The sequence below is a fragment of the Staphylococcus durrellii genome (genome assembly GCF_015594545.1).
GTDB lineage: Bacteria > Bacillota > Bacilli > Staphylococcales > Staphylococcaceae > Staphylococcus > Staphylococcus durrellii.
On record NZ_JADIIO010000001.1, the window covers coordinates 1,725,664 to 1,745,834 of the forward strand.

General features: G+C 32.9%; 16 protein-coding genes and 1 pseudogene. 11 read left to right on the forward strand and 6 right to left on the reverse strand.

What is annotated here, in order from left to right; translation table 11 throughout:
* From purC to purE, 3 genes are read right to left on the reverse strand one after another with little or no spacing between them, the layout of a single operon-like run.
* A complete protein-coding gene (gene purC, locus ISP02_RS08290; protein ID WP_195721106.1) occupies window positions 1-702 on the reverse strand; it encodes a phosphoribosylaminoimidazolesuccinocarboxamide synthase in 702 nt (233 codons plus the stop codon).
* A complete protein-coding gene (purK, locus tag ISP02_RS08295; RefSeq protein WP_195721107.1) occupies window positions 702-1,829 on the reverse strand; it encodes a 5-(carboxyamino)imidazole ribonucleotide synthase in 1,128 nt (375 codons plus the stop codon). The genes purC and purK overlap by 1 nt, the downstream gene beginning before the upstream one ends.
* Window positions 1,816-2,298: a 5-(carboxyamino)imidazole ribonucleotide mutase gene (gene purE, locus ISP02_RS08300; RefSeq protein ID WP_195721108.1), complete on the reverse strand. Its 483-nt coding sequence runs from the start codon at window positions 2,296-2,298 to the stop codon at window positions 1,816-1,818. The genes purK and purE overlap by 14 nt, the downstream gene beginning before the upstream one ends.
* A gap of 206 nt (window positions 2,299-2,504) precedes the next feature.
* On the opposite strand from purE, the gene folD reads away from it, so the two are divergent.
* The 7 genes from folD (at window position 2,505) to rihC (ending at window position 9,600) form a co-directional block, all read left to right on the forward strand.
* Complete coding sequence (folD, locus tag ISP02_RS08305; protein WP_195721109.1) at window positions 2,505-3,362, forward strand: bifunctional methylenetetrahydrofolate dehydrogenase/methenyltetrahydrofolate cyclohydrolase FolD; 858 nt, start codon at window positions 2,505-2,507, stop codon at window positions 3,360-3,362.
* Between the two features lie 630 nt (window positions 3,363-3,992).
* Complete coding sequence (locus tag ISP02_RS08310; protein ID WP_195721110.1) at window positions 3,993-4,310, forward strand: immunoglobulin-like domain-containing protein; 318 nt, start codon at window positions 3,993-3,995, stop codon at window positions 4,308-4,310.
* A gap of 263 nt (window positions 4,311-4,573) precedes the next feature.
* Window positions 4,574-5,695 (forward strand): cytochrome aa3 quinol oxidase subunit II, encoded by a 1,122-nt coding sequence (gene qoxA, locus ISP02_RS08315; protein WP_195721111.1) that lies wholly within the window; start codon window positions 4,574-4,576, stop codon window positions 5,693-5,695.
* A complete protein-coding gene (qoxB, locus tag ISP02_RS08320; protein WP_195721112.1) occupies window positions 5,695-7,683 on the forward strand; it encodes a cytochrome aa3 quinol oxidase subunit I in 1,989 nt (662 codons plus the stop codon). The genes qoxA and qoxB overlap by 1 nt, the downstream gene beginning before the upstream one ends.
* Window positions 7,673-8,278: a cytochrome aa3 quinol oxidase subunit III gene (gene qoxC, locus ISP02_RS08325; protein WP_195721113.1), complete on the forward strand. Its 606-nt coding sequence runs from the start codon at window positions 7,673-7,675 to the stop codon at window positions 8,276-8,278. The genes qoxB and qoxC overlap by 11 nt, the downstream gene beginning before the upstream one ends.
* Complete coding sequence (gene qoxD, locus ISP02_RS08330; protein ID WP_195721114.1) at window positions 8,275-8,565, forward strand: cytochrome aa3 quinol oxidase subunit IV; 291 nt, start codon at window positions 8,275-8,277, stop codon at window positions 8,563-8,565. The genes qoxC and qoxD overlap by 4 nt, the downstream gene beginning before the upstream one ends.
* A 126-nt stretch (window positions 8,566-8,691) precedes the next feature.
* Entirely contained in the window at window positions 8,692-9,600 is a 909-nt protein-coding gene (gene rihC, locus ISP02_RS08335; protein ID WP_195721115.1) for a ribonucleoside hydrolase RihC, read from the forward strand.
* A gap of 61 nt (window positions 9,601-9,661) precedes the next feature.
* Here rihC and ISP02_RS08340 read toward each other — a convergent pair.
* Together ISP02_RS08340 and ISP02_RS08345 are read right to left on the reverse strand one after the other, a co-directional pair.
* Window positions 9,662-10,701: pseudogene (locus ISP02_RS08340) on the reverse strand (serine hydrolase domain-containing protein).
* Between the two features lie 114 nt (window positions 10,702-10,815).
* Entirely contained in the window at window positions 10,816-12,468 is a 1,653-nt protein-coding gene (locus ISP02_RS08345; protein ID WP_195721116.1) for a phospho-sugar mutase, read from the reverse strand.
* 398 nt (window positions 12,469-12,866) lie between these two features.
* On the opposite strand from ISP02_RS08345, the gene ISP02_RS08350 reads away from it, so the two are divergent.
* The 4 genes from ISP02_RS08350 (at window position 12,867) to ISP02_RS08365 (ending at window position 19,451) form a co-directional block, all read left to right on the forward strand.
* Window positions 12,867-14,225 carry an LCP family protein gene (locus ISP02_RS08350; RefSeq protein WP_195721117.1) on the forward strand — a complete coding sequence of 453 codons (1,359 nt, stop codon included), beginning with the start codon at window positions 12,867-12,869 and terminating at the stop codon, window positions 14,223-14,225.
* 23 nt (window positions 14,226-14,248) lie between these two features.
* Complete coding sequence (locus ISP02_RS08355; RefSeq protein ID WP_195721118.1) at window positions 14,249-14,719, forward strand: DUF2538 family protein; 471 nt, start codon at window positions 14,249-14,251, stop codon at window positions 14,717-14,719.
* A gap of 77 nt (window positions 14,720-14,796) precedes the next feature.
* The gene (locus ISP02_RS08360; protein WP_195721119.1) at window positions 14,797-15,219 is read left to right on the forward strand and encodes a GNAT family N-acetyltransferase; all 423 of its coding nucleotides are present in this window, start codon (window positions 14,797-14,799) and stop codon (window positions 15,217-15,219) included.
* A 215-nt stretch (window positions 15,220-15,434) separates the two neighbouring features.
* Window positions 15,435-19,451 carry a glucosaminidase domain-containing protein gene (locus ISP02_RS08365; protein WP_195721120.1) on the forward strand — a complete coding sequence of 1,339 codons (4,017 nt, stop codon included), beginning with the start codon at window positions 15,435-15,437 and terminating at the stop codon, window positions 19,449-19,451.
* 148 nt (window positions 19,452-19,599) lie between these two features.
* On the opposite strand, the gene ISP02_RS08370 is transcribed toward ISP02_RS08365, so the two are convergent.
* Window positions 19,600-20,019, reverse strand: a complete 420-nt coding sequence (locus ISP02_RS08370) for a MarR family transcriptional regulator (protein WP_195721121.1) — start codon at window positions 20,017-20,019, stop codon at window positions 19,600-19,602.
* Window positions 20,020-20,171 lie beyond the last annotated feature (152 nt).

The following is a 20,171-nucleotide window of genomic DNA, read 5'->3' on the forward strand; positions in this document are numbered from 1 at the left end:
TTATAATGCCTCCAATTTATTTAAAAATGTTTGATAGGTTTCAATGATTGAACCTCTGTCTTCTCGATACACATCTTTATCAAAATTTGTATCACTATATTTATCCCAAATGCGACATGTATCTGGCGAAATTTCATCAGCTAAAATAATTTCACCATCACTTGTAATGCCAAATTCTATTTTGAAATCAACTAGACGCAGTTCCATCTTGTCCATTAATTGAATTAGCTTATTATTAATGTCTAAAGCTTCAGTTTTTAATTGCTTTATTTGAGTATCGTTTGCGATATTTAATAATTTTACGTGGTCATCCGTAATTAAAGGATCATTTAAGTCATCGTTTTTATAGAAAAACTCGACCAATGGTTGTTCAAAAATATGCCCCTTTTCAAATCCTAACCGTTTCGTAATTGAACCTGCTGCAATATTTCTAACAACAACTTCTAAGGGTATAATCTCGACTGATGTAACAAGTTGTTCGGTTTCTGAAATTTGTTCTATAAAATGGCTATTGAGGTTTTGAGATTTAAGAAAATTGAAAATATTCGAAGTGATTTGATTATTTAAACGCCCTTTACCCTCGATTACATCTTTTTTAGCTCCATTACCTGCTGTTACTTCATCTTTGTATTCTACTCTTAAAATACCTTCTTCTGCTGTGGAGTAAATTCTCTTAGCTTTTCCTTCATATAACAATGACATTAGTTGCTTCTCCCTTCAAACTGTTTAATTAACATTGATTCAGTTTCTTCTATATTATTTGTCAACACTGTCAAATGTCCCATTTTTCTATTTGGCTTTCTATCTGCTTTGCCATAAATATGTACGTGCCATTCGGGCGTTGTACTAAATTCAGACTCAAGCAAATCCAAATCTTTTCCTAATAAATTCATCATAATAGTAGGTTTTAAAAGTGTGATACCTTTTGGCAAAACTTGCCCCGTTATAGCTAATATATGGGTATCAAATTGCGAGAAATCACATGCTTCAATTGAATAATGTCCTGAGTTATGAGGACGTGGTGCTATTTCATTTACAAATAAATTGTTCTGTTGATCAACAAAAAACTCAACTGTAAACGTACCTATAAAATGTATTTCGCTTATTATTTTATTAACTTCGTTTCTTGCTTCTTGTTCTTTATCAGAACGTGCGGGTACGACAGTTTTAAATAAAATTTGCTCTCTGTGTTCGTTTTCTTGTAATGGGAAAAAGGTAACACTTTGATTGTCACCAATCGTTACAGTTAAAGATAATTCTTGTTTCAACTGTAAATATTGTTCCGCAACACATTCTTGTTGTGATATAAGCTGTCGTGCTTCATCTAAGTAAGACTTATCTTTTACTAATATTTGACCCTTACCATCGTAACCACCAAATCTTGTTTTAAGAATAAATGGATAACCAAGCGTTTCAATTGCATGATCAAGTTCGTCTGTAGAAGATACACGTAAAAAAGGAACGATTTGTGTATTTGCTTGTTGCAATGTTTGTTTTTCAGTCAAACGGTCTTGCAACAACTCAATCGCTTCATATCCTTGAGGTATATTATATTTTGTGACAAGCTCTCTTAATTGAGGTGCAGAAATGTTCTCAAATTCATATGTAATGACGTCAGATCGTCGACCTAGTTCGTTTAACGCCTCAACATCGTTATAATCAGCATTAATAAAATCGTGCGCTACATACTGGCATGGACAGGATTTATCCGGATCTAAGACAATAACCCTAAATCCCATTTTTTGTGCTGATTGTGCCATCATTTTACCTAATTGGCCGCCTCCTATAATACCTATCGTTGAACCGAAATGTAAGTTAGTCAAGTTCACGCTGCATTTCCCCCACTTTCTCTACAAGAGATTGGTTATAGTTGTCCAAGTTTTGCTTAATTTTTTTATCATTGATACTAAGAATTCGAGCAGCTAATATACCTGCATTTTTTGCGCCTGCTTTTCCAATAGCCGTAGTTGCTACAGGGATACCACCCGGCATTTGTACTATAGACAATAATGAATCTAATCCTTTTAAACTTTTAGATTCTATAGGAACGCCTATCACTGGTAATGTTGTCATTGAAGCAACCATCCCTGGTAGATGAGCTGCACCTCCAGCACCAGCAATAATAACGTCATAATTATTATTACGTGCATTATTAGCGAAATCATACATTAACTTTGGCGTACGATGTGCCGAAACAACCTTTTTATCGTACGGTATTTCTAGAGTATCAAGCATATTGCAACTTTCTTGCATAATATCCCAGTCAGATGAACTACCCATAATTACTGCCACTTTCAAACTGAACACCCTTTCAAAAATTTGAAATATTAGTACTTGTAGATGTATATTACAGATATAGCATAACAACAAAATAATGTATTTTCAATCAAAAATCGAACTTTAACCTAAATTTTGAGTTGAATTTACGTTTTTTGCTTAATATTAATACATTTTTATGTTATAAAGTTAAGGTAAAGTTTGTTATTCGAAGGAGGAATTATATAATGGTTGCCAAAATTTTAGATGGTAAGCAAATTGCGAAAGACTATAGACAGAAGTTAAAAGAACAAGTTGAATCATTGAAAGAACAAGGTTATACTCCCAAATTATCTGTAATTTTAGTAGGTAATGATGGAGCAAGCCAAAGTTACGTTAATTCCAAGAAGAAGGCCGCGGAAAAACTTGGTATGATTTCAGAAATCGTTCACTTAGATGAATCAACTTCTGAAGAAGAAGTTTTAAACGAACTGAAACGTTTAAATGAAGATGATAGCGTAAGTGGCATCTTAGTCCAAGTTCCTTTACCAAAACAAGTTAGTGAACAAAAAATAATAGAGTCAATTAATCCAGAAAAAGATGTTGATGGTTTCCATCCAACAAATATTGGTAAACTATATATTGATGAACAAACTTTTGTACCATGTACGCCATTAGGTATTATGGAATTATTAAGTCATGCCGACATTGAAATTGAAGGTAAGGAAGCAGTTATCATCGGCCGTAGTCACATAGTTGGTCAACCTGTTTACAAACTATTACTACAAAAAAATGCTACAGTAACAATAATGCATTCAAAAACTAAAGATATGAATAGCCATCTTAAAAATGCTGATATTATCGTAAGTGCTGTAGGACGACCAGGTATCGTATCAAAAGATGATGTTAAAGAAGGTGCCGTAGTAATTGATGTAGGTAATACACCTGACGAAAATGGTAAATTAAAGGGCGACGTAGATTACGAGGACGTCAAAGAAATAGCTGGTGCTATTACACCCGTACCAGGTGGCGTTGGCCCTATGACAATTACAATGGTATTAAATAACACATTATTGGCAGAAAAAATGCGTAGAGGAATTAAATAATTCAACTCTTTCTATTAGAACAAAGTGTTAGTAGCATTAATGTCATTGACTCATAAATAATCGTCAGGTGCTATCTTATATGGATAGCACCTGACGTTTTCTTTGTTTTTATGAAATTTGGTATTTAGTTAAATTACTATTTTACTTATGATTCATCTCATTAAGACACAATCCATTTCATGCTTGATGCTTGGCTTTATTTATTGCTTAAACGGATATTCAAGTGAACCCCAGATAGCTCTTCGTATAGAAATACCTTGGCAATTAAGATTAGTAACTTTTATTAAATCGTACATGTTTTAAAGGAAAAACGGTGGCACTCGTATATAAACTTAAACTTCGTATTCATTTTGACACATACAGGGTAAAGCTATCACCTAGGAAAACGTTCAAACTTGAAATCATTTAAGGGCTATTAATCTAGGATTAATGTTTAGACTCTAATTCATTAAAATTTATTGATCCTATCATTTTTATTAAAATTAATTGCCTGCATTTACTTGTTTCAAAGAAAAAAATGAATTTTAGCCGTTTGAAATGATTTTAGGACCATAGTACGATGTATATATTCAAATTATAAGGTATAGTTAATCTAAACATAAGGTCAGTTTTCATACGGAGGTAAACGTCATGAATAAATTATTACAATCACTATCAGCTTTAGGAGTATCAGCTACATTAGTAACGCCTAATTTAAATGCAGAAGCTACTGATAATTCAATACCTGAAATAAAGGGTGCCAAAGATACTATAGTAAAAAAAGGTATTGACTATAACTTATTAAATGGAGTTCATGCATTTGATAAAGAAGATGGCGACCTAACAGATAAAATTAAAGTCAATGGACATATCGATACAAATACAAAAGGCAAATATAAAATAGAATATAAAGTTCAAGACTCAGATGGAGCAGTAGAAAAATCTGTACGTTATATTGAAGTTAAATAATATACATAATGTTTAATAAACGTTTTAAATGATAACGTTTATCACTGCCTTAAGCGTATTTGTCACTTTTCTTTCAATTTTGACGTTTTTCACAAAATGTACACATAATTTTAACAAATCTTTCATCCCCCACCAGACGTTGATTCTGTTGGGGTTGTTTTAATTTTACAATATTTTTTTTGCTTGAAACACTTGTAAATATTGCGGAATATCTTAAAATTGATGGTAAGCCCTACAATTGTAGTATTAGGAGGTCAAAAAAAGTGTCAAAATTTAAGTCTTTGCTTCTACTGTTTGGCTCACTAATTTTACTTAGTGGTTGTTCTAATGTAGAAGTCTTAAACCCAAAAGGGCCAATGGCAAGTGACTCGAAGTTTTTGATTATTTATTCAATCATCTTCATGCTTGTTATTGTAGCTGTTGTACTTATCATGTTCGCTTTATTCTTAATCAAATATAGATTAGGTAATAATAAAGAATCTGGTAAGATGCATCACAATTCATTAATCGAAGCAATTTGGTTTATTGTTCCAATTATAATTGTTGTTGCTTTAGCAATCCCTACGGTCAAATCATTGTATCAATATGAAAAACCACCAGAGAAAAAGGATGATCCGCTTGTAGTTTATGCAACAAGTGCTGGTTATAAATGGTTCTTTAGTTATCCAGATCAAAAAATAGAAACTGTAAACCATTTAACTATCCCTAAAAATCGTCCTGTAGTATTCAAACTTCAATCAATGGATATGATGACAAGTTTCTGGATTCCACAACTTGGTGGTCAAAAATACGCTATGACAGGTATGACTATGGATTGGACGTTAACATCGGACAAAACTGGAACGTTTAGAGGTCGTAACTCAAACTTCAATGGTGAAGGATTTGCTAGACAAACATTCAATGTAAATTCTGTTAGCCAAAGTAAGTTTAATGACTGGGTTAAAGATGCTAAGAAGAAAAAAGTATTAGATCAAGATACTTTCGATAAGCAACTTTTACCTACGACTGAAAATAAAAATCTAACTTTCAGTGGTACTCACATGGCATTTGTTGACCCGGCTGCTGATCCTGAGTATGTATTTTATGCTTACAAACGCTATAACTACGTACAAAAAGACCCTAACTTTAATAGTGAAAAACAAATTAAAGAAGATGTCTTAAGCAAACCGGACAAACCAAAACGTAAGCCACAAGTTACAAATGCTAACTATGAACGTCACGGAATGAAGAAAATGATTTTAAGCAACAAACAACCATATAATAGTGAGTTCAAAGGTGAAGAATCTCATAATATGGATGAAATGGAAAAAATCTCTGAAGGATCTAAAGATAAAAAAACATCTGAAGTAGAGAAAAAAGACCATGAACATGGAGGTGGACATTAATGAATTTTCCATGGGATCAATTACTCGTTCACGGTAACTGGATGATTACAATGGCACAAATCGGTGCCCCATTCATGATTATCGGTTTGATCGCAGTAATTACGTACTTTAAATTATGGAAATATCTATACAGAGAATGGTTCACATCTATTGACCATAAAAAAATCGGCGCTATGTATATCATTTGTGCTGTACTAATGTTTGTACGTGGTGGTATTGATGCACTATTAATACGTACTCAATTAACTTTGCCAGACAATAAGTTTTTAGAGTCTAACCACTACAACGAAATCTTTAGTACACACGGTGTTATCATGATTATCTTTATGGCTATGCCATTTATTTTCGGATTATGGAACGTTGTAGTGCCATTACAAATTGGTGCTCGAGACGTTGCCTTCCCTGTACTAAACAACGTAAGTTTCTGGATGTTCTTCGTAGGAATGTTACTATTCAACTTATCATTTATCGTTGGTGGTTCTCCTGCAGCAGGTTGGACAAACTATGCACCGCTTGCTGGCGAGTTCAGTCCAGGACCAGGTGTTAACTACTATCTAATAGCGATTCAGATATCTGGTATCGGTACGCTAATGACGGGGATTAACTTCTTCGTTACTATACTTAGATGTAAAACACCTACTATGAAATTCATGGAAATGCCTATGTTTACTGTGACAACTTTTATCACAGCTTTAATCGTTATTTTGGCATTCCCGGTACTAACAGTTGCATTAGCACTATTTACAACTGATAGAATCTTTGACACTGCATTCTTCTCAGTTGCAAATGGCGGTATGCCGATGCTATGGGCAAACTTCTTCTGGGTATGGGGGCACCCTGAGGTTTATATCGTTATCTTGCCAGCATTTGGTGTTTATTCCGAAATTATACCGACGTTTGCTCGTAAACGATTATTCGGCCATCAAAGTATGGTATGGGCAACAGCAGGTATCGCATTCTTAAGTTTCTTAGTTTGGGTTCACCATTTCTTTACAATGGGTAATGGTGCATTAATTAACTCATTCTTCTCAATTACAACAATGATGATTGGTATTCCTACCGGAGTTAAATTATTTAACTGGTTATTCACATTGTACCAAGGTAGAATTTCATTCGAATCACCAATGCTATGGGCATTAGCTTTCATCCCTAACTTCTTATTAGGTGGTGTTACGGGTGTAATGCTAGCAATGGCAGCAGCCGATTACCAATACCATAATACGTATTTCTTAGTGGCACACTTCCACTACACACTCGTAACAGGTGTTGTATTCGCTTGTCTAGGCGGTTTAATTTACTGGTATCCTAAGATGACAGGTTATAAATTAAACGAAACGCTTAACAAATGGTGTTTCTGGTTGTTCATGATTGGATTTAACGTTTGTTTCTTACCACAATTCGTACTAGGTTTAGATGGTATGCCACGTCGTTTATACACTTATATGCCACAAGATGGTTGGTGGTTACTAAACGTAATTTCATCAATCGGTGCATTACTAATGGCGCTTGGCTTTATGTTCCTAGTAGCAAGTATTGTATACAGTCACTTCACTGCTCCACGCGAAGCAACTGGTGATAACTGGTATGGATTAGGACGTACTTTAGAGTGGTCAACGGCTTCAGCTATGCCTCCTAAATATAACTTTGCAGTCACTCCAGACTGGAATGATTATGATACGTTTGTAAACATGAAAGAACACGGTCGTCACTACTTAGACAACCACAATTATTCAGAAATTCACATGCCTAACAATACACATGTTGGTGTCTTCATGGGTATCTTCTTATTAATCGGAGGTTTCTTCTTAATCTTCGAAACAATCATACCTGCCATCATATGCTTATTAGGCCTATTCGGTTGTATGATTTATAGAAGTTTCCAAATCGACCATGGTTACCATATCCATGTATCTGAAATCGAAGAAACTGAAACTAGACTTCGAGAGGCACGTAAAAGAGAAAGGGAGGCTGTAAGTCATGAGTCATGATACAAATACTATTGATTCACGTTCGCATGAAGGTAATCTGAATAAACTTGGCTTTTGGATATTCCTTACAGCTGAATTTTCACTGTTCGGTACGTTATTTGCAGCATTGTTAACGTTGCAACATGGCGGTGATTATGCTGATAAGATGACTACTGAATTGTTTGAATTACCTTTAGTACTCATTATGACATTTGCATTGTTAATCAGCTCATATACTTGTGGTATCGCCATTTACTATATGAGAAAAGAAAATCAAAAACTAATGATGATTTGGATGATAATCACTGTTCTACTCGGTGCAGTTTTCGTAGGTTTTGAAATTTACGAGTTCACTCACTATGTTCATGAAGGTGTAAATCCAACTATCGGTTCATTCTGGTCTAGTTTCTTTATCTTGCTAGGCACACACGGGGCCCACGTATCATTAGGTATTTGTTGGATTATTTGTTTATTAATTCAAGTAGCAATGCGCGGATTAAATAAAGATAATGCTCCAAAATTATTTATAGTAAGTTTATACTGGCACTTTTTAGATGTTGTTTGGATCTTCATCTTCACTGCCGTATATATGATAGGGATGGTGTATAGCGGATGAATACAATAGTTAAACATACAGTAGGATTTATTGCTTCTATCGTTCTGACAATCTTAGCAGTTTTCGTAACTCTATACACATCATTGACGTTAAACGCAAAAATTACTATTATTTTCGGCTTTGCTTTCATTCAAGCCGCAGTTCAATTATTAATGTTCATGCACTTAACTGAAGGTAAAGACGGTAACTTACAAAGTTTCAAAGTAATATTCGCGATTATTATTACTCTAATTAGTATTATTGGTACTTATTGGGTAATGCAAGGTGGACACTCACATCACCTATAATCTATTAAAGACTTCTCCTTATGGAGAAGTCTTTTTTATGTTTATTGCCCCCTCTTTTGTTATCATATTAATGTTACAGCTATTACAATAATAGTTGTAGCGTTATTATATATAGGAGGTAAAGAAATGAAACAACCTATAATTATAGATACTGATCCAGGCATTGACGATGCCGCAGCTATTAGTATCGCCTTAAACAATCCGCAATTCAACGTAAAAATGATTTCAACTGTTAATGGAAATGTAGGTGTAGAAAAAACAACAGCTAACGCTTTGAAATTAACGAATTATTTTAATAGCGACGTTCCTGTGCATCGTGGTGCATCACACCCTCTAATATCTGATATCGTTAGCGCAAGTGATGTACATGGTGAATCTGGAATGGATGGATACCTTTTTCCAGAGGTAAGCTTAGATACATTGGCATCAAATAATGCTGTACTTGCTATGTATGAAACATTAATAAATAGCGAGGAACCTATAAGTATTATACCTATTGGTCCGCTGACAAATATTGCCTTACTGCTTAAAACTTTTCCTGAGGTAAAAAACAATATTAAAGAAATAGTTATGATGGGTGGTAGTGCAAGTAGAGGCAACGTAACACCAATAGCTGAATTTAACTTTTACTGTGACCCTGAGGCTGCACGCATCGTCTTTAATTCGGGTTTACCTTTAACAATGGTTGGACTTGATGTCGCACGTAGTTCAACTTTAGAACATGCTAAAATCGATAAGTTAAAATCACTTAATGAAACCGGCGCTATGTTACATCAATTGTTTTCTCATTATCGTGGAGACGACTTTGAATATGGTATAAATATTTACGATGCCTATACAATGTTATATTTATTGCATCCGGAAAGTTTCGAAGTTGCAGAAGCTTTAGTAGAAATAGAAACAAAGAGTGAATTTACGCGAGGAGCGAGTGTTACAGACTTTAAGTCATCATATCCAAATAGTACAGTCGTTCTATCGATAGACACAGATCAGTTTGAAAAATTATTATTCGAAGCGCTAGCATACTGTAAATAAATTAAAAACTTCCTAATGCGTTGATTAGCCAACAACGCGTTAGGAAGTTTTTAATTAAATATTAATAATTATGACCCACCTGATTATAATTACCACCTTGGTGCAATATATTTTCGTATATATGTTTAATTACTGTTTCATTTTTGACTGTTCGATTCTCATAGTTTGTACCAACTACAACAATATATTTATCGTTAAAATAGGAAGTAAATACATGGCCATAAAAACCACCATTTATTCTATTTTTATCTTTATAAGAATAAAATCCATATCTATACGCACCAGGGTATTTTTTTGTCTTGCTCTCTTTAATATAAGGCGTAGTAATACTTTCTGGAAATAAACGATTGTGCTGTATATCTGCAATGAATTTACCCATGTCATATGGAGCCATATATAAATTACCTGCACCATAATATTGATCTAAAAATAAAGGCTTAGATAATTGAGGATGATTAGAAATATTCTTATAACCTATCGCCATATCACTTTGTGCCTTTGGATCATCGTAAAATGCAGTATTTGGTATGGTTTGTTCAATACAGATTCAATAACTTTAGCTAACACTAAATAATTACCATCATTATACCGATGACGTTTATAGAAACCATCTTGAATACCTTTTTGCTGTATCGAATGAACTGCATCATCTAAACTATGAAAATTTGTAGAACCTTTATACTTAAATAGCCCACTCTTATGCATCATTAAATCGTTTAATAATATGGGAGCGTTAGTTGTAAACCATGGAATATAATCTGAAACAGGATTATTCATATTGACTTTACCATTTTCTTCTAACTGCTTTAACATCACTCCAGTTAGAAACTTTTGCGAAGAGCCAATTAAGTACATCGTATTAGCGGTATTGGGCTCTTTACTTTCGAAATTTTTCATGCCGTAACCTTTATTAAATTTAATCTTTCCATTGTGAAAAATAGCCACAGTACCATTAAAATTAACTTGCTGCAAATATTCTTCTATTGCTTTATCTTGTGAGTTTTGAGCATCAAATACCGTTGATAACTGCTTCGCCTTATTTTCATTTTTAGCTATTTGTTGTTGCTTCTTTATTAAATTTGCTTTAGGCATAACTGACATGTATTGTTTAAAAGCATATATCCCTATAATAATTAATAAAATCACAATTGCTGAAGTGACAATTATATATAATGTTTTAGCAATATTTATTTTCTTCTACCTTCTTCTTTGATGTTATTCTATAAATGTTGTAACAAAATTTTGTGAAATTTCATCTATATTTTCTACGTTTAAAGAAAAATATAATTTAATTTTGGGCTCGGTACCCGAGGGTCTTAACGCAATAAAGCCTTCTTCAAAAACAAATCTTATTAAATTGGTTTTAGGTAACTCTAATTGAAATTCGGTATCACTTTCTTTATCTATTAAACACCCTTTTTCATAATCTTCAATTTGGCGTATGTTTAAACCACATATAGTAGTCATTTCATTAGTATCTTGTCTAAATTGTTGCATAATGTTTTCAATCTTGGCATTGCCCTCTTGACCTTCAAACACTGGTGCCAATGTTCGATCTTTAAAATGACCGATATTATCATAAATATCATTTAATATTTCCTTAAATGTCAATCCATTCTGTGCTAATAAATTTTTATATTTAATAATTAAAGGCACCATTTGTATTGCATCTTTATCTCTAGATATAGACTGCGCTAGATAACCATGACTTTCTTCAAAAGCCAAGAGTAACTTTTCTGAAGTCTCTTCTTTTTGTGATAATAGGTCCGATATATATTTAAACCCAGTTAATACATTATTAACTTTTACATCAAGTGATTGCGCTAGTCTTTGCGCCATTTCACTCGTGACTATTGATTTAATTATATATAAATCTGAGTCCTCTACTATTAAATCTTGAAACCTCAACTTCATTAAAATCAAACCAATTTCGTTACCATTAAAATAATGACAATTTTGATCATCATCAATTTCAATAAAGCCAAGTCGGTCTGCGTCTGGATCTGTCGCGATAACTAACTTAGCACCAACTTGCTGAGCTAATGCTTTTCCTTTATCAAAAGCTTCAATTTCTTCTGGATTTGCGCTTGTTACACTTGGGAAATCACCGTCCGGAATGGATTGCTCTTTTTCAATAACATAGTTGGTGTATTCCAACTCATTTAAAATCTCACTTAGCAATGGCAAGCTCGTACCATGCAAGCTAGTAAGAACGACTTTCTCATTATTATGTTCGATTTTATCTACTAACTTTTTAACCGCTTGCTTATAACTTTCAGTGACGTCTTTATTCGAATATTCGATCGTGCCTTGTCTAACTAACTCCTCAAAGTCACCTTTCATTATATCTAAAGGATTATCGATGTTATTAATGTATGTACTCAATATTTCTGAATCATCTGGTAGTAATTGCCCACCTTCATGATTGTATACTTTAATACCATTGTAATTTTTAGGGTTATGACTAGCAGTAATCATAATTCCAGCACTCGCATGAAGATGTCTAACCGCAAAAGATAATTCAGGCGTTGATTTATATGTGTCCGATATTATTGTTTGAATGTCATTTGAAGCTAAAACTGCAGCCATTTCGTTACAAAATGCTTTAGAAAGATGTCTTGTGTCAAAATAAATAACAACTTTAGGTGTGATGCAATTATTTTTCAAATATTTTGCGAGGCCTAATGCTACTTTTCTGATAGTAAAGGCATTTAATCTCCCTGGACCTATACCAAAAGTACTACGGATGCCTGCTGTACCAAAAGATAGTATATGATTAAAGCCTTCTTCAATTTGAGTTTCAGTTTGTTGCTGATAAAATGATTTCACTAAGCTTTCGTCTAATTTATTTAACCATTCCTGTTTCATTTAATATATTCCTCCCACATACTGTTAAACATAATTAAATGTTTAGATATATGTAATAATTTAAGTTATAATAGTTTATGAGTTTATTTTCTAAAACAGTAACCTTTAGAATAATTTTATTCTTAGGTTTTATACTCATTATTACTTTATTGTATTATATCTTAATTCATTTAATAAATCATTTTTGAATAGATACTAAAAAGTCGTTTATACCTTTTTTAAATTTGTATACATAAACTGATATATAAACTTAGTTGATATTTTTCTTTTAGAGTAATAAAATATTACCTTATAGTACATTTTCTTATTTACTAAATATTAATAAACTTACTAATTACATTAAGTTTTCCCTAAAATATAATATTATGTACAAAATTTAATAAGTGGGAGCATCTATAATGAATAAAATCTTTAAATATTTTTTGATTTTCCTTTCATTTCTATTAGTTGTTGTTCCGATAGTATTCGCTATTATTTTGTTTAAAACTTCTCAAGGAGCTTTTGAACATTCGTTTAATAATAGTGATTCGGCACGTAAATCAAATTTAAGAGATTCGAAAGTAAACGCATCAAAAGAACCTATTTCAATTTTGTTTTTAGGAATTGATGAAAATGATAACAGAAAAAAGAATGGTCAAAGTACAGAACATTCTAGAACAGATTCAATGATACTATCTACTTTAAACACTAAGAAAAAGCAAATTAGAATGTTAAGTATCCCAAGAGATACAATTAGTTACATTCCAAAAGTCGGATATTACGACAAAATGACACATGCACATGCTTATGGTGGTCCTGCTGCTTCAATGGACTCTGTAGAGGCAACATTGAATGTTCCAGTAGATTACTATGCTAGAATTAATATGAAAGCTTTCGTCGATGCGGTCGATGAATTAGGTGGCATTAATTTTGATGTTCCATATTCAATTAGTGAACCAAACATGAACGACACAGGTAAAACAAAAGTTAAAAAAGGTTACCAAAAATTAAATGGTGAGGAAGCCTTAGCAGTAGCAAGAACAAGACACCAGGACTCTGATTTAAAACGTGGTCAACGTCAAATGCAATTATTAGAAGCTCTATTTGCTAAAGCACAAAAGTCTGACTCATTTAACAAATTAGATGATGTTATTAAGCTTGTTGGCAAAAATTCTAAACACAACCTTAGTTATAAAGAAATACGAGCATTAGCCTCAGTATATCTGAAAAAAGATGTTAATATTAAAACAACACAACTTAAAGGTAATGATGATTATTTAAGTGGTGTTTATTATTACAATCCTGATATTAAAAATATTCAAGATACATCAAATACACTTAGAAAAGATTTAAATTTATCAAAAATTACTAATAAAAATGACTTTCTAAATCAACGTGTTATTGATCATTATGGTGATCTAGTACCACAAACTCAAATCGATAAAAGTTTATTACGTAAAAATCAAAACGATACTACTGATGATGATGCGTCAACTGATGACAATAACAATCAATCAAATAGTGACGATAATAGCGATAGTAATCAACAAAATTATGATCAAAATCAGCAACAAGATCCTCAACAAAGCCAACAACCAAATGCTGATCCAAATCAACAACAAGATCCACAACAAAGTCAACAACCAAACGCTGACCCAAATCAACAACAAGATTCACAACAAAGTCAACAACCAAACGCTGACCCAAATCAACAACAAGATCCACAACAAAGTCAACAACCAAACGCTGATCCAAATCAACAACAAGCCCAATATTAATTTACTAGAGAGGAGCACACTATATGACGCGAAAAACTTATGACAAACTTGCTCATATAAATGGAATGTTTAATGTATTAGAACAACAAATTATTCACAGCAAAGATATGGCACTATTTAGAAATGAGTTTTTCTATGTAAACCATGAACATCGTGAAAATTACGAAGCTCTCCGTATTTATTATAAAGATAGTGATGCTAATCCAGTCGTTGATGGTGCTTGCTATATAGTCGCTTTGCCTGAAATTTTCGATAAAGTTGACGTTTTTGAGTCTGAGTTGCCATTCTCTTGGGTTTATGACCAAAATGGTATAACAGAAACAATGCAACAAATTAGTGTACCCATACAATATTTAGTTGCTGCAGCTTTAGAAGTTACAGACGTAAACTTATTTACGCCAACTGGGTTTACAATGGGAATGAATAATTGGAACATTGCACAAATGCGGATTTTTTGGCAATACACTGCTATAATTCGTAAAGAAGCACAATAAATACTATCTACCCTATCGTATGTTGACGATAGGGTTTTTATTTAATCAAAATATTATACATGAAACGAGGACATACAATGTTTAAAATAGTTGAGAACGATAAAGAATTGGAGCAAGCATTTGAGATTAGAAAAGAGATTTTTGTCAAAGAACAAGGTGTACCAACAGAAAATGAAATAGATAGCTATGAACAAATTGCGACACATGTTATAGGCTATAATGATAATAATACACCAATCGCTACTGCCCGTTTTCGCCCATATGATAACGGCGTTAAAGTTGAACGCGTAGCAGTGTTAAGTAATCAAAGAAAATCTGGCATTGGCAAATCTTTAATGCTGTTTATTGAGCAAGCAGCACAAAGTTTAGGTTATAATATATTAATTTTAAATGCTCAAATTCACGCACAACCTTTTTATGACCGCTTAGGTTACGAACCTGAGGGTGATATTTTTATGGAAGAAAATATTAAACATATTAAAATGACCAAGTCACTTTAATATTATTATTAAGTTTTTAGTCAATCTATTTTTTTATTTGTAATATTTAAATACATGATTTTTCAAATGAAATATAGATTTACCAAGCTTTCAAGGTATTTTTCTTAAATTTTGTACATTACTATTTCATTACAAATTAATGAAAAACAAACAAGATAGTTTTCGGCGTATTATAATTAGATAAATTAATCATTATATTGTAAAGGGGTAGTAATATGTCAAAAAAATTTAATTACAAAGCACCTTCAATTATCGCTCTAACTTTAGCTGGAACCGCTTTGACAACTCATCATGCGCATGCTTCTGAGAAAACCCAAGATCAAGCAACTAACAAAAATGTTTTAAACGATGACAGCACAATAAAACAAAGTGAACAAATCAAAAATGACGTAAGTAATCCAACTACTAATATTTCTGGGAAACAGATTTATCAAGATCCTACTGTTGTTAAAGAACAAGTCAATAATGATAGTCAAAACTATGAAGCAACATTAGATAACCTACATAACAATAATGATTCAACTGACAGCTCAAGCGCAAATAATCAACTAGAAACTGGCCGAAAACAAATTGATGATTCAAATAGTACTGAAGAAAATAAAACTAGCCAAGAAGCATCAAATAAAACAGCTAGCCAAACTAATGAATTTGATAATAAGTTGCAAACTGCTAGTGACACAAATGCCATTCAGCCAGATGATAAAAATGTAGACCAAACAAAATCTTCGACAAATGAAGAAAAGCAAACTGACAATCAAAATTCATTTAACTTTAACGTACAAAATAATAATATTGAGAATAATGTGGTTGGTTCGACACAAACTGCTCAATCAACTGACGATAATTCTAACGCTGGTTCAACTGAACAAGCAACGTCTAAACAAGTAGCTTCTACGACTGCTGATGACAGTGCTCAAAAACAACCTACTGCTCAATCAACTGTCGTTAATTCTGACGCTGGTTCAACTGAACAAGCAACGTCTAAACAAGTAGCTTCTACGACTGCTGATGACAGTGCTCAAAAACAACCTACTGCTCAATCAACTGTCGTTAATTCTGACGTTGAATCAACTGAACAAGCAACATCTAAACAAGTAGCTTCTACGACTGCTGATGACAGTGCTCAAAAACAACCTACTGCTCAATCAACTGACGTTAATTCTAACGCTGGTTCAACTGAACAAGCAACGTCTAAACAAGTAGCTTCTACGACTGCTGATGACAGTACTCAAAAACAACCTACTGCTCAATCAACTGTCGTTAATTCTGACGCTGTTTTAACTAAACAAGCAACGTCTAAACCGAAAGTTACTGTTAAAACCAACGATATTCAAAATACGGTTGCTACGGCACAAATAAAAACAGCTACACCTAATACGACTCAAAAACAACCAATTGCTACACAACCAACAAATGTAAGTCAAAAAGACAAGACAACTGCTACCACAGGCACTGCAACTTTTAGGTCAGCGTCAGCGGCACCGAAATTACGTACACTTACAGCTACAAATACGACTCAAAAACCTGCCGTTAAAAAAGAAGCAACTACAATAGCGAAAACTAGTTTACCTAAGTACACACCACAAGTTAAGTCTTCTATAAATGATTACATCCGTAGTAAAAATTACGCTGTACCAAATTACGAAGAAGACATCGCTAGTTATTTACCAAAATATAGTTATAGAAACGGTAAACCAGAAGGTATCGTAATGCATGATACAGCTAATGATAACTCAACAATTCAAGGCGAAGTTAACTATATGAAGAATAACTATAATTCAGCTTTTGTGCATGCTTATGTTGATGGAAACAGAGTTATCGAAACAGCTAATACAGATTATTTAGCTTGGGGTGCTGGACCAGCCGCTAATGATAGATTTATTCATGTTGAATTAGTGCATACTCATACTGCAGATGATTTTGCTCGGTCAATTAATAATTATGCTGATTATGCAGCGACTAACTTACAATACTATGGTTTAAAACCTGATAGCTCGGAATATGATGGTCAAGGTACAGTTTGGACACATAAAGCAGTAAGTAATTATTTAGGCGGTACTGATCACTCTGACCCACACGGGTACTTACAATCACACGGCTACACATATGATGAACTGTATGATTTAATTAATGAAAAATATTTGATTAAAACTGGCAAAGTAGCAGCATGGGGGACAACTAGTTCAAGTGGCAGCACAAAACCTTCCGGAAGCAATACTGGAAACGCTACACCAACTGGTAAACTAACAGTAAGTAACTTAACCAATACACAAGGTACGGTTAAAGCTACTAATAATGGTCTTTATACTTCTGTTTACGATACAGTAGGTAAAAAGAACTCAACAATTAACGGTAAAACATATCAATTATCTAAAAAAGCGACACTAGGTAGTAAATCTTTTTATCTCATTACTGATAATAAATCAAAAACTAACTTAGGTTGGATGCAAACTGGTGATGTAACGGTTAAAAAAATTGCCGCTTCTACTAACAACCAATTAACGGTAAAATCATTGAAAAATACACAAGGTACGGTTAAATCTTCTAACCATGGAGTTTACACTACTGTATATGATAAAACTACAAAAGATGGTTCAAAATATGCAGGTAAAACATATCAATTATCTAAAAAAGCGAACTTGGGTAGTAAATCTTTCTACCTCATTACTGATAGTAAATCCAAAACCAATTTGGGTTGGTTACAAACTGGTGATATTACAGTTAAAGAAGCGACTAGTGCTAAAACTAGTTCAGTTGCAGCTGCTAAACCTAAAACAAATCAAACTCAAAACGTAAGTAAAGTTGGACAAACGAGTCCTTCAAAACTAGGAATTAAAGCATCAGTTTATGATAAAACTACAAAAGATGGTTCAAAATATGCAGGTAAAACATTTAATGTGACTAAGCAACGTAAACAAGGTAATACGACATATGTTTTAATCCAAAATAGTACAAATGCTACACCTATTGGTTGGGTCGATACTAAACATATTAATACTCGTAGTTTAAGTAAAGCAGCTGCTAAAAAAGGTGAGTATGTTGTTAAATCAACTAATAGTGGCCTTTATGCAATGCCTTGGGGCACGAAATCTCAAGTATTAGAGCAATCGAAAAAACTTAGCAACAAGACGTTCACATCTTCGAAATCAGTGTTTGTTGATAAAGATGAATATGTATACGGGACGGTAAACAATAAAACTGGATGGATTGCTTTAAAAGACTTAGGTATTAAAGCTAAAACACCGATTGTGAAGAAGCCAATTACTAAAGCTAAACCAGTTGATTACAATAGAGCTCAAAAACAAAAATTTGATTATGTCGTGTATAACAAAACAGGTTATTTCTATGACTCACCTACTGCTAAGACTGCTGGTTCATTAAATCAATACTATTCAACTATTTTTGCAAGTTATGAAAAAATAGTAATTAATGGTGTTACTTGGTACCATGGAAAATTAGAAAATGGCAAAAAGGTATGGATTAAAGAGTCAGATTTACGTAAAGAACTTATCAAATATATCAGTACTGGAAAAACTTTAGATCAAGCAGCTGCTAAACAATATGGTTTACCTTTCAAACCACAAATTCAACGCGTGCCTGGAACTTGGAATAATGCTAGTTTAAGTGAAATTAAAAATGCTATGAATACTGCTACATTATCTAAAGACAAAACACAAAAATATCAATTCTTACGTTTAGACAAATCTCAAGATATAAGTGCAACAGATTTAGATAAACTACTGCAAGGAAAAGGTATTTTACAAGGTCAGGGTGCCGCATTTAAGGAAGCAGCTAAAACTTATAACATTAATGAAGTTTATCTTATTTCACATGCCTTATTAGAAACTGGTAATGGTACTTCTACATTAGCTAATGGTGGCGATGTGATAAATAATAAAGTAAACACTAAAGCCCCTACTAAGTATTACAATATGTTTGGTATCGGTGCATATGATAGTGACGCAGTAAGACAAGGCTTTATCCGTGCGAAACAAGAAGGTTGGAACACTGTAAGAAAAGCAATTATCGGCGGTGCTAAATTCATCGCAAACTCATATATACATCAAGGTCAAAACACGCTATACAAAATGCGTTGGAATCCATCAAACCCAGGAACGCATCAATATGCTACTGACGTTAATTGGGCGAAACATAACGCAACACGCATTAAAGGTTTTTATGATTCAATGGGACAAGTAGGAAAATATTTCGATATTAATACGTATATTTAATGCCAAAATTTATTAAACAACATTTAAAAGGCTGGGACGTCGTTAAAACGTCTCAGCCTCAAATTTTAAATATTAATATATTTTATTTATTTCTATTGATATGAGTTATCTTATACTTTTAAATTTTAGCCTCATTACTCAAAAATATTTAATTGCATTGATAACGTCCAGCCAATTTCATTAAAAGTGTTTTAAAGCGCTGAATATCTTCATCAGTTAATCCCTGACATCGTGCTTCAATCAACTCTACTCTACTATTGATTATTTGTTGTATTAATATGCGAGATTTTTCAGTCAATATGATGTCTTTACATCTTAAGTCTGTTTTATTTTGAACACTTTTCAGATAACCTAGTTTACATAGTTTCTTAATCCAACGTGATACAATGGATTGTTCCTTGTTAAGTTTCATCGTTAATTCATATTGTGATAAATTGGAGTGGTTAAAAACAATAGTCAACAATTCAATTTGTTCAGAAGATAATTCAGTATACTGTCCAAGTCTTCTACTAACTAAGTTTAATTCATTGCTTGTGTGTGTTAATAATTTTTCTAGTTGTTTATACAAAGTTGATCATCTCCACTACTTTTATATTGTTTTTATTATAAAATCGTTTGTAATATCTCACAACAATAAACTGGTTATTACTCAATTTTGTTGCAATAGTGATAGTTTTTATAATAAATTATATATATTGAGCATTTACTAAAGGAGCAGAA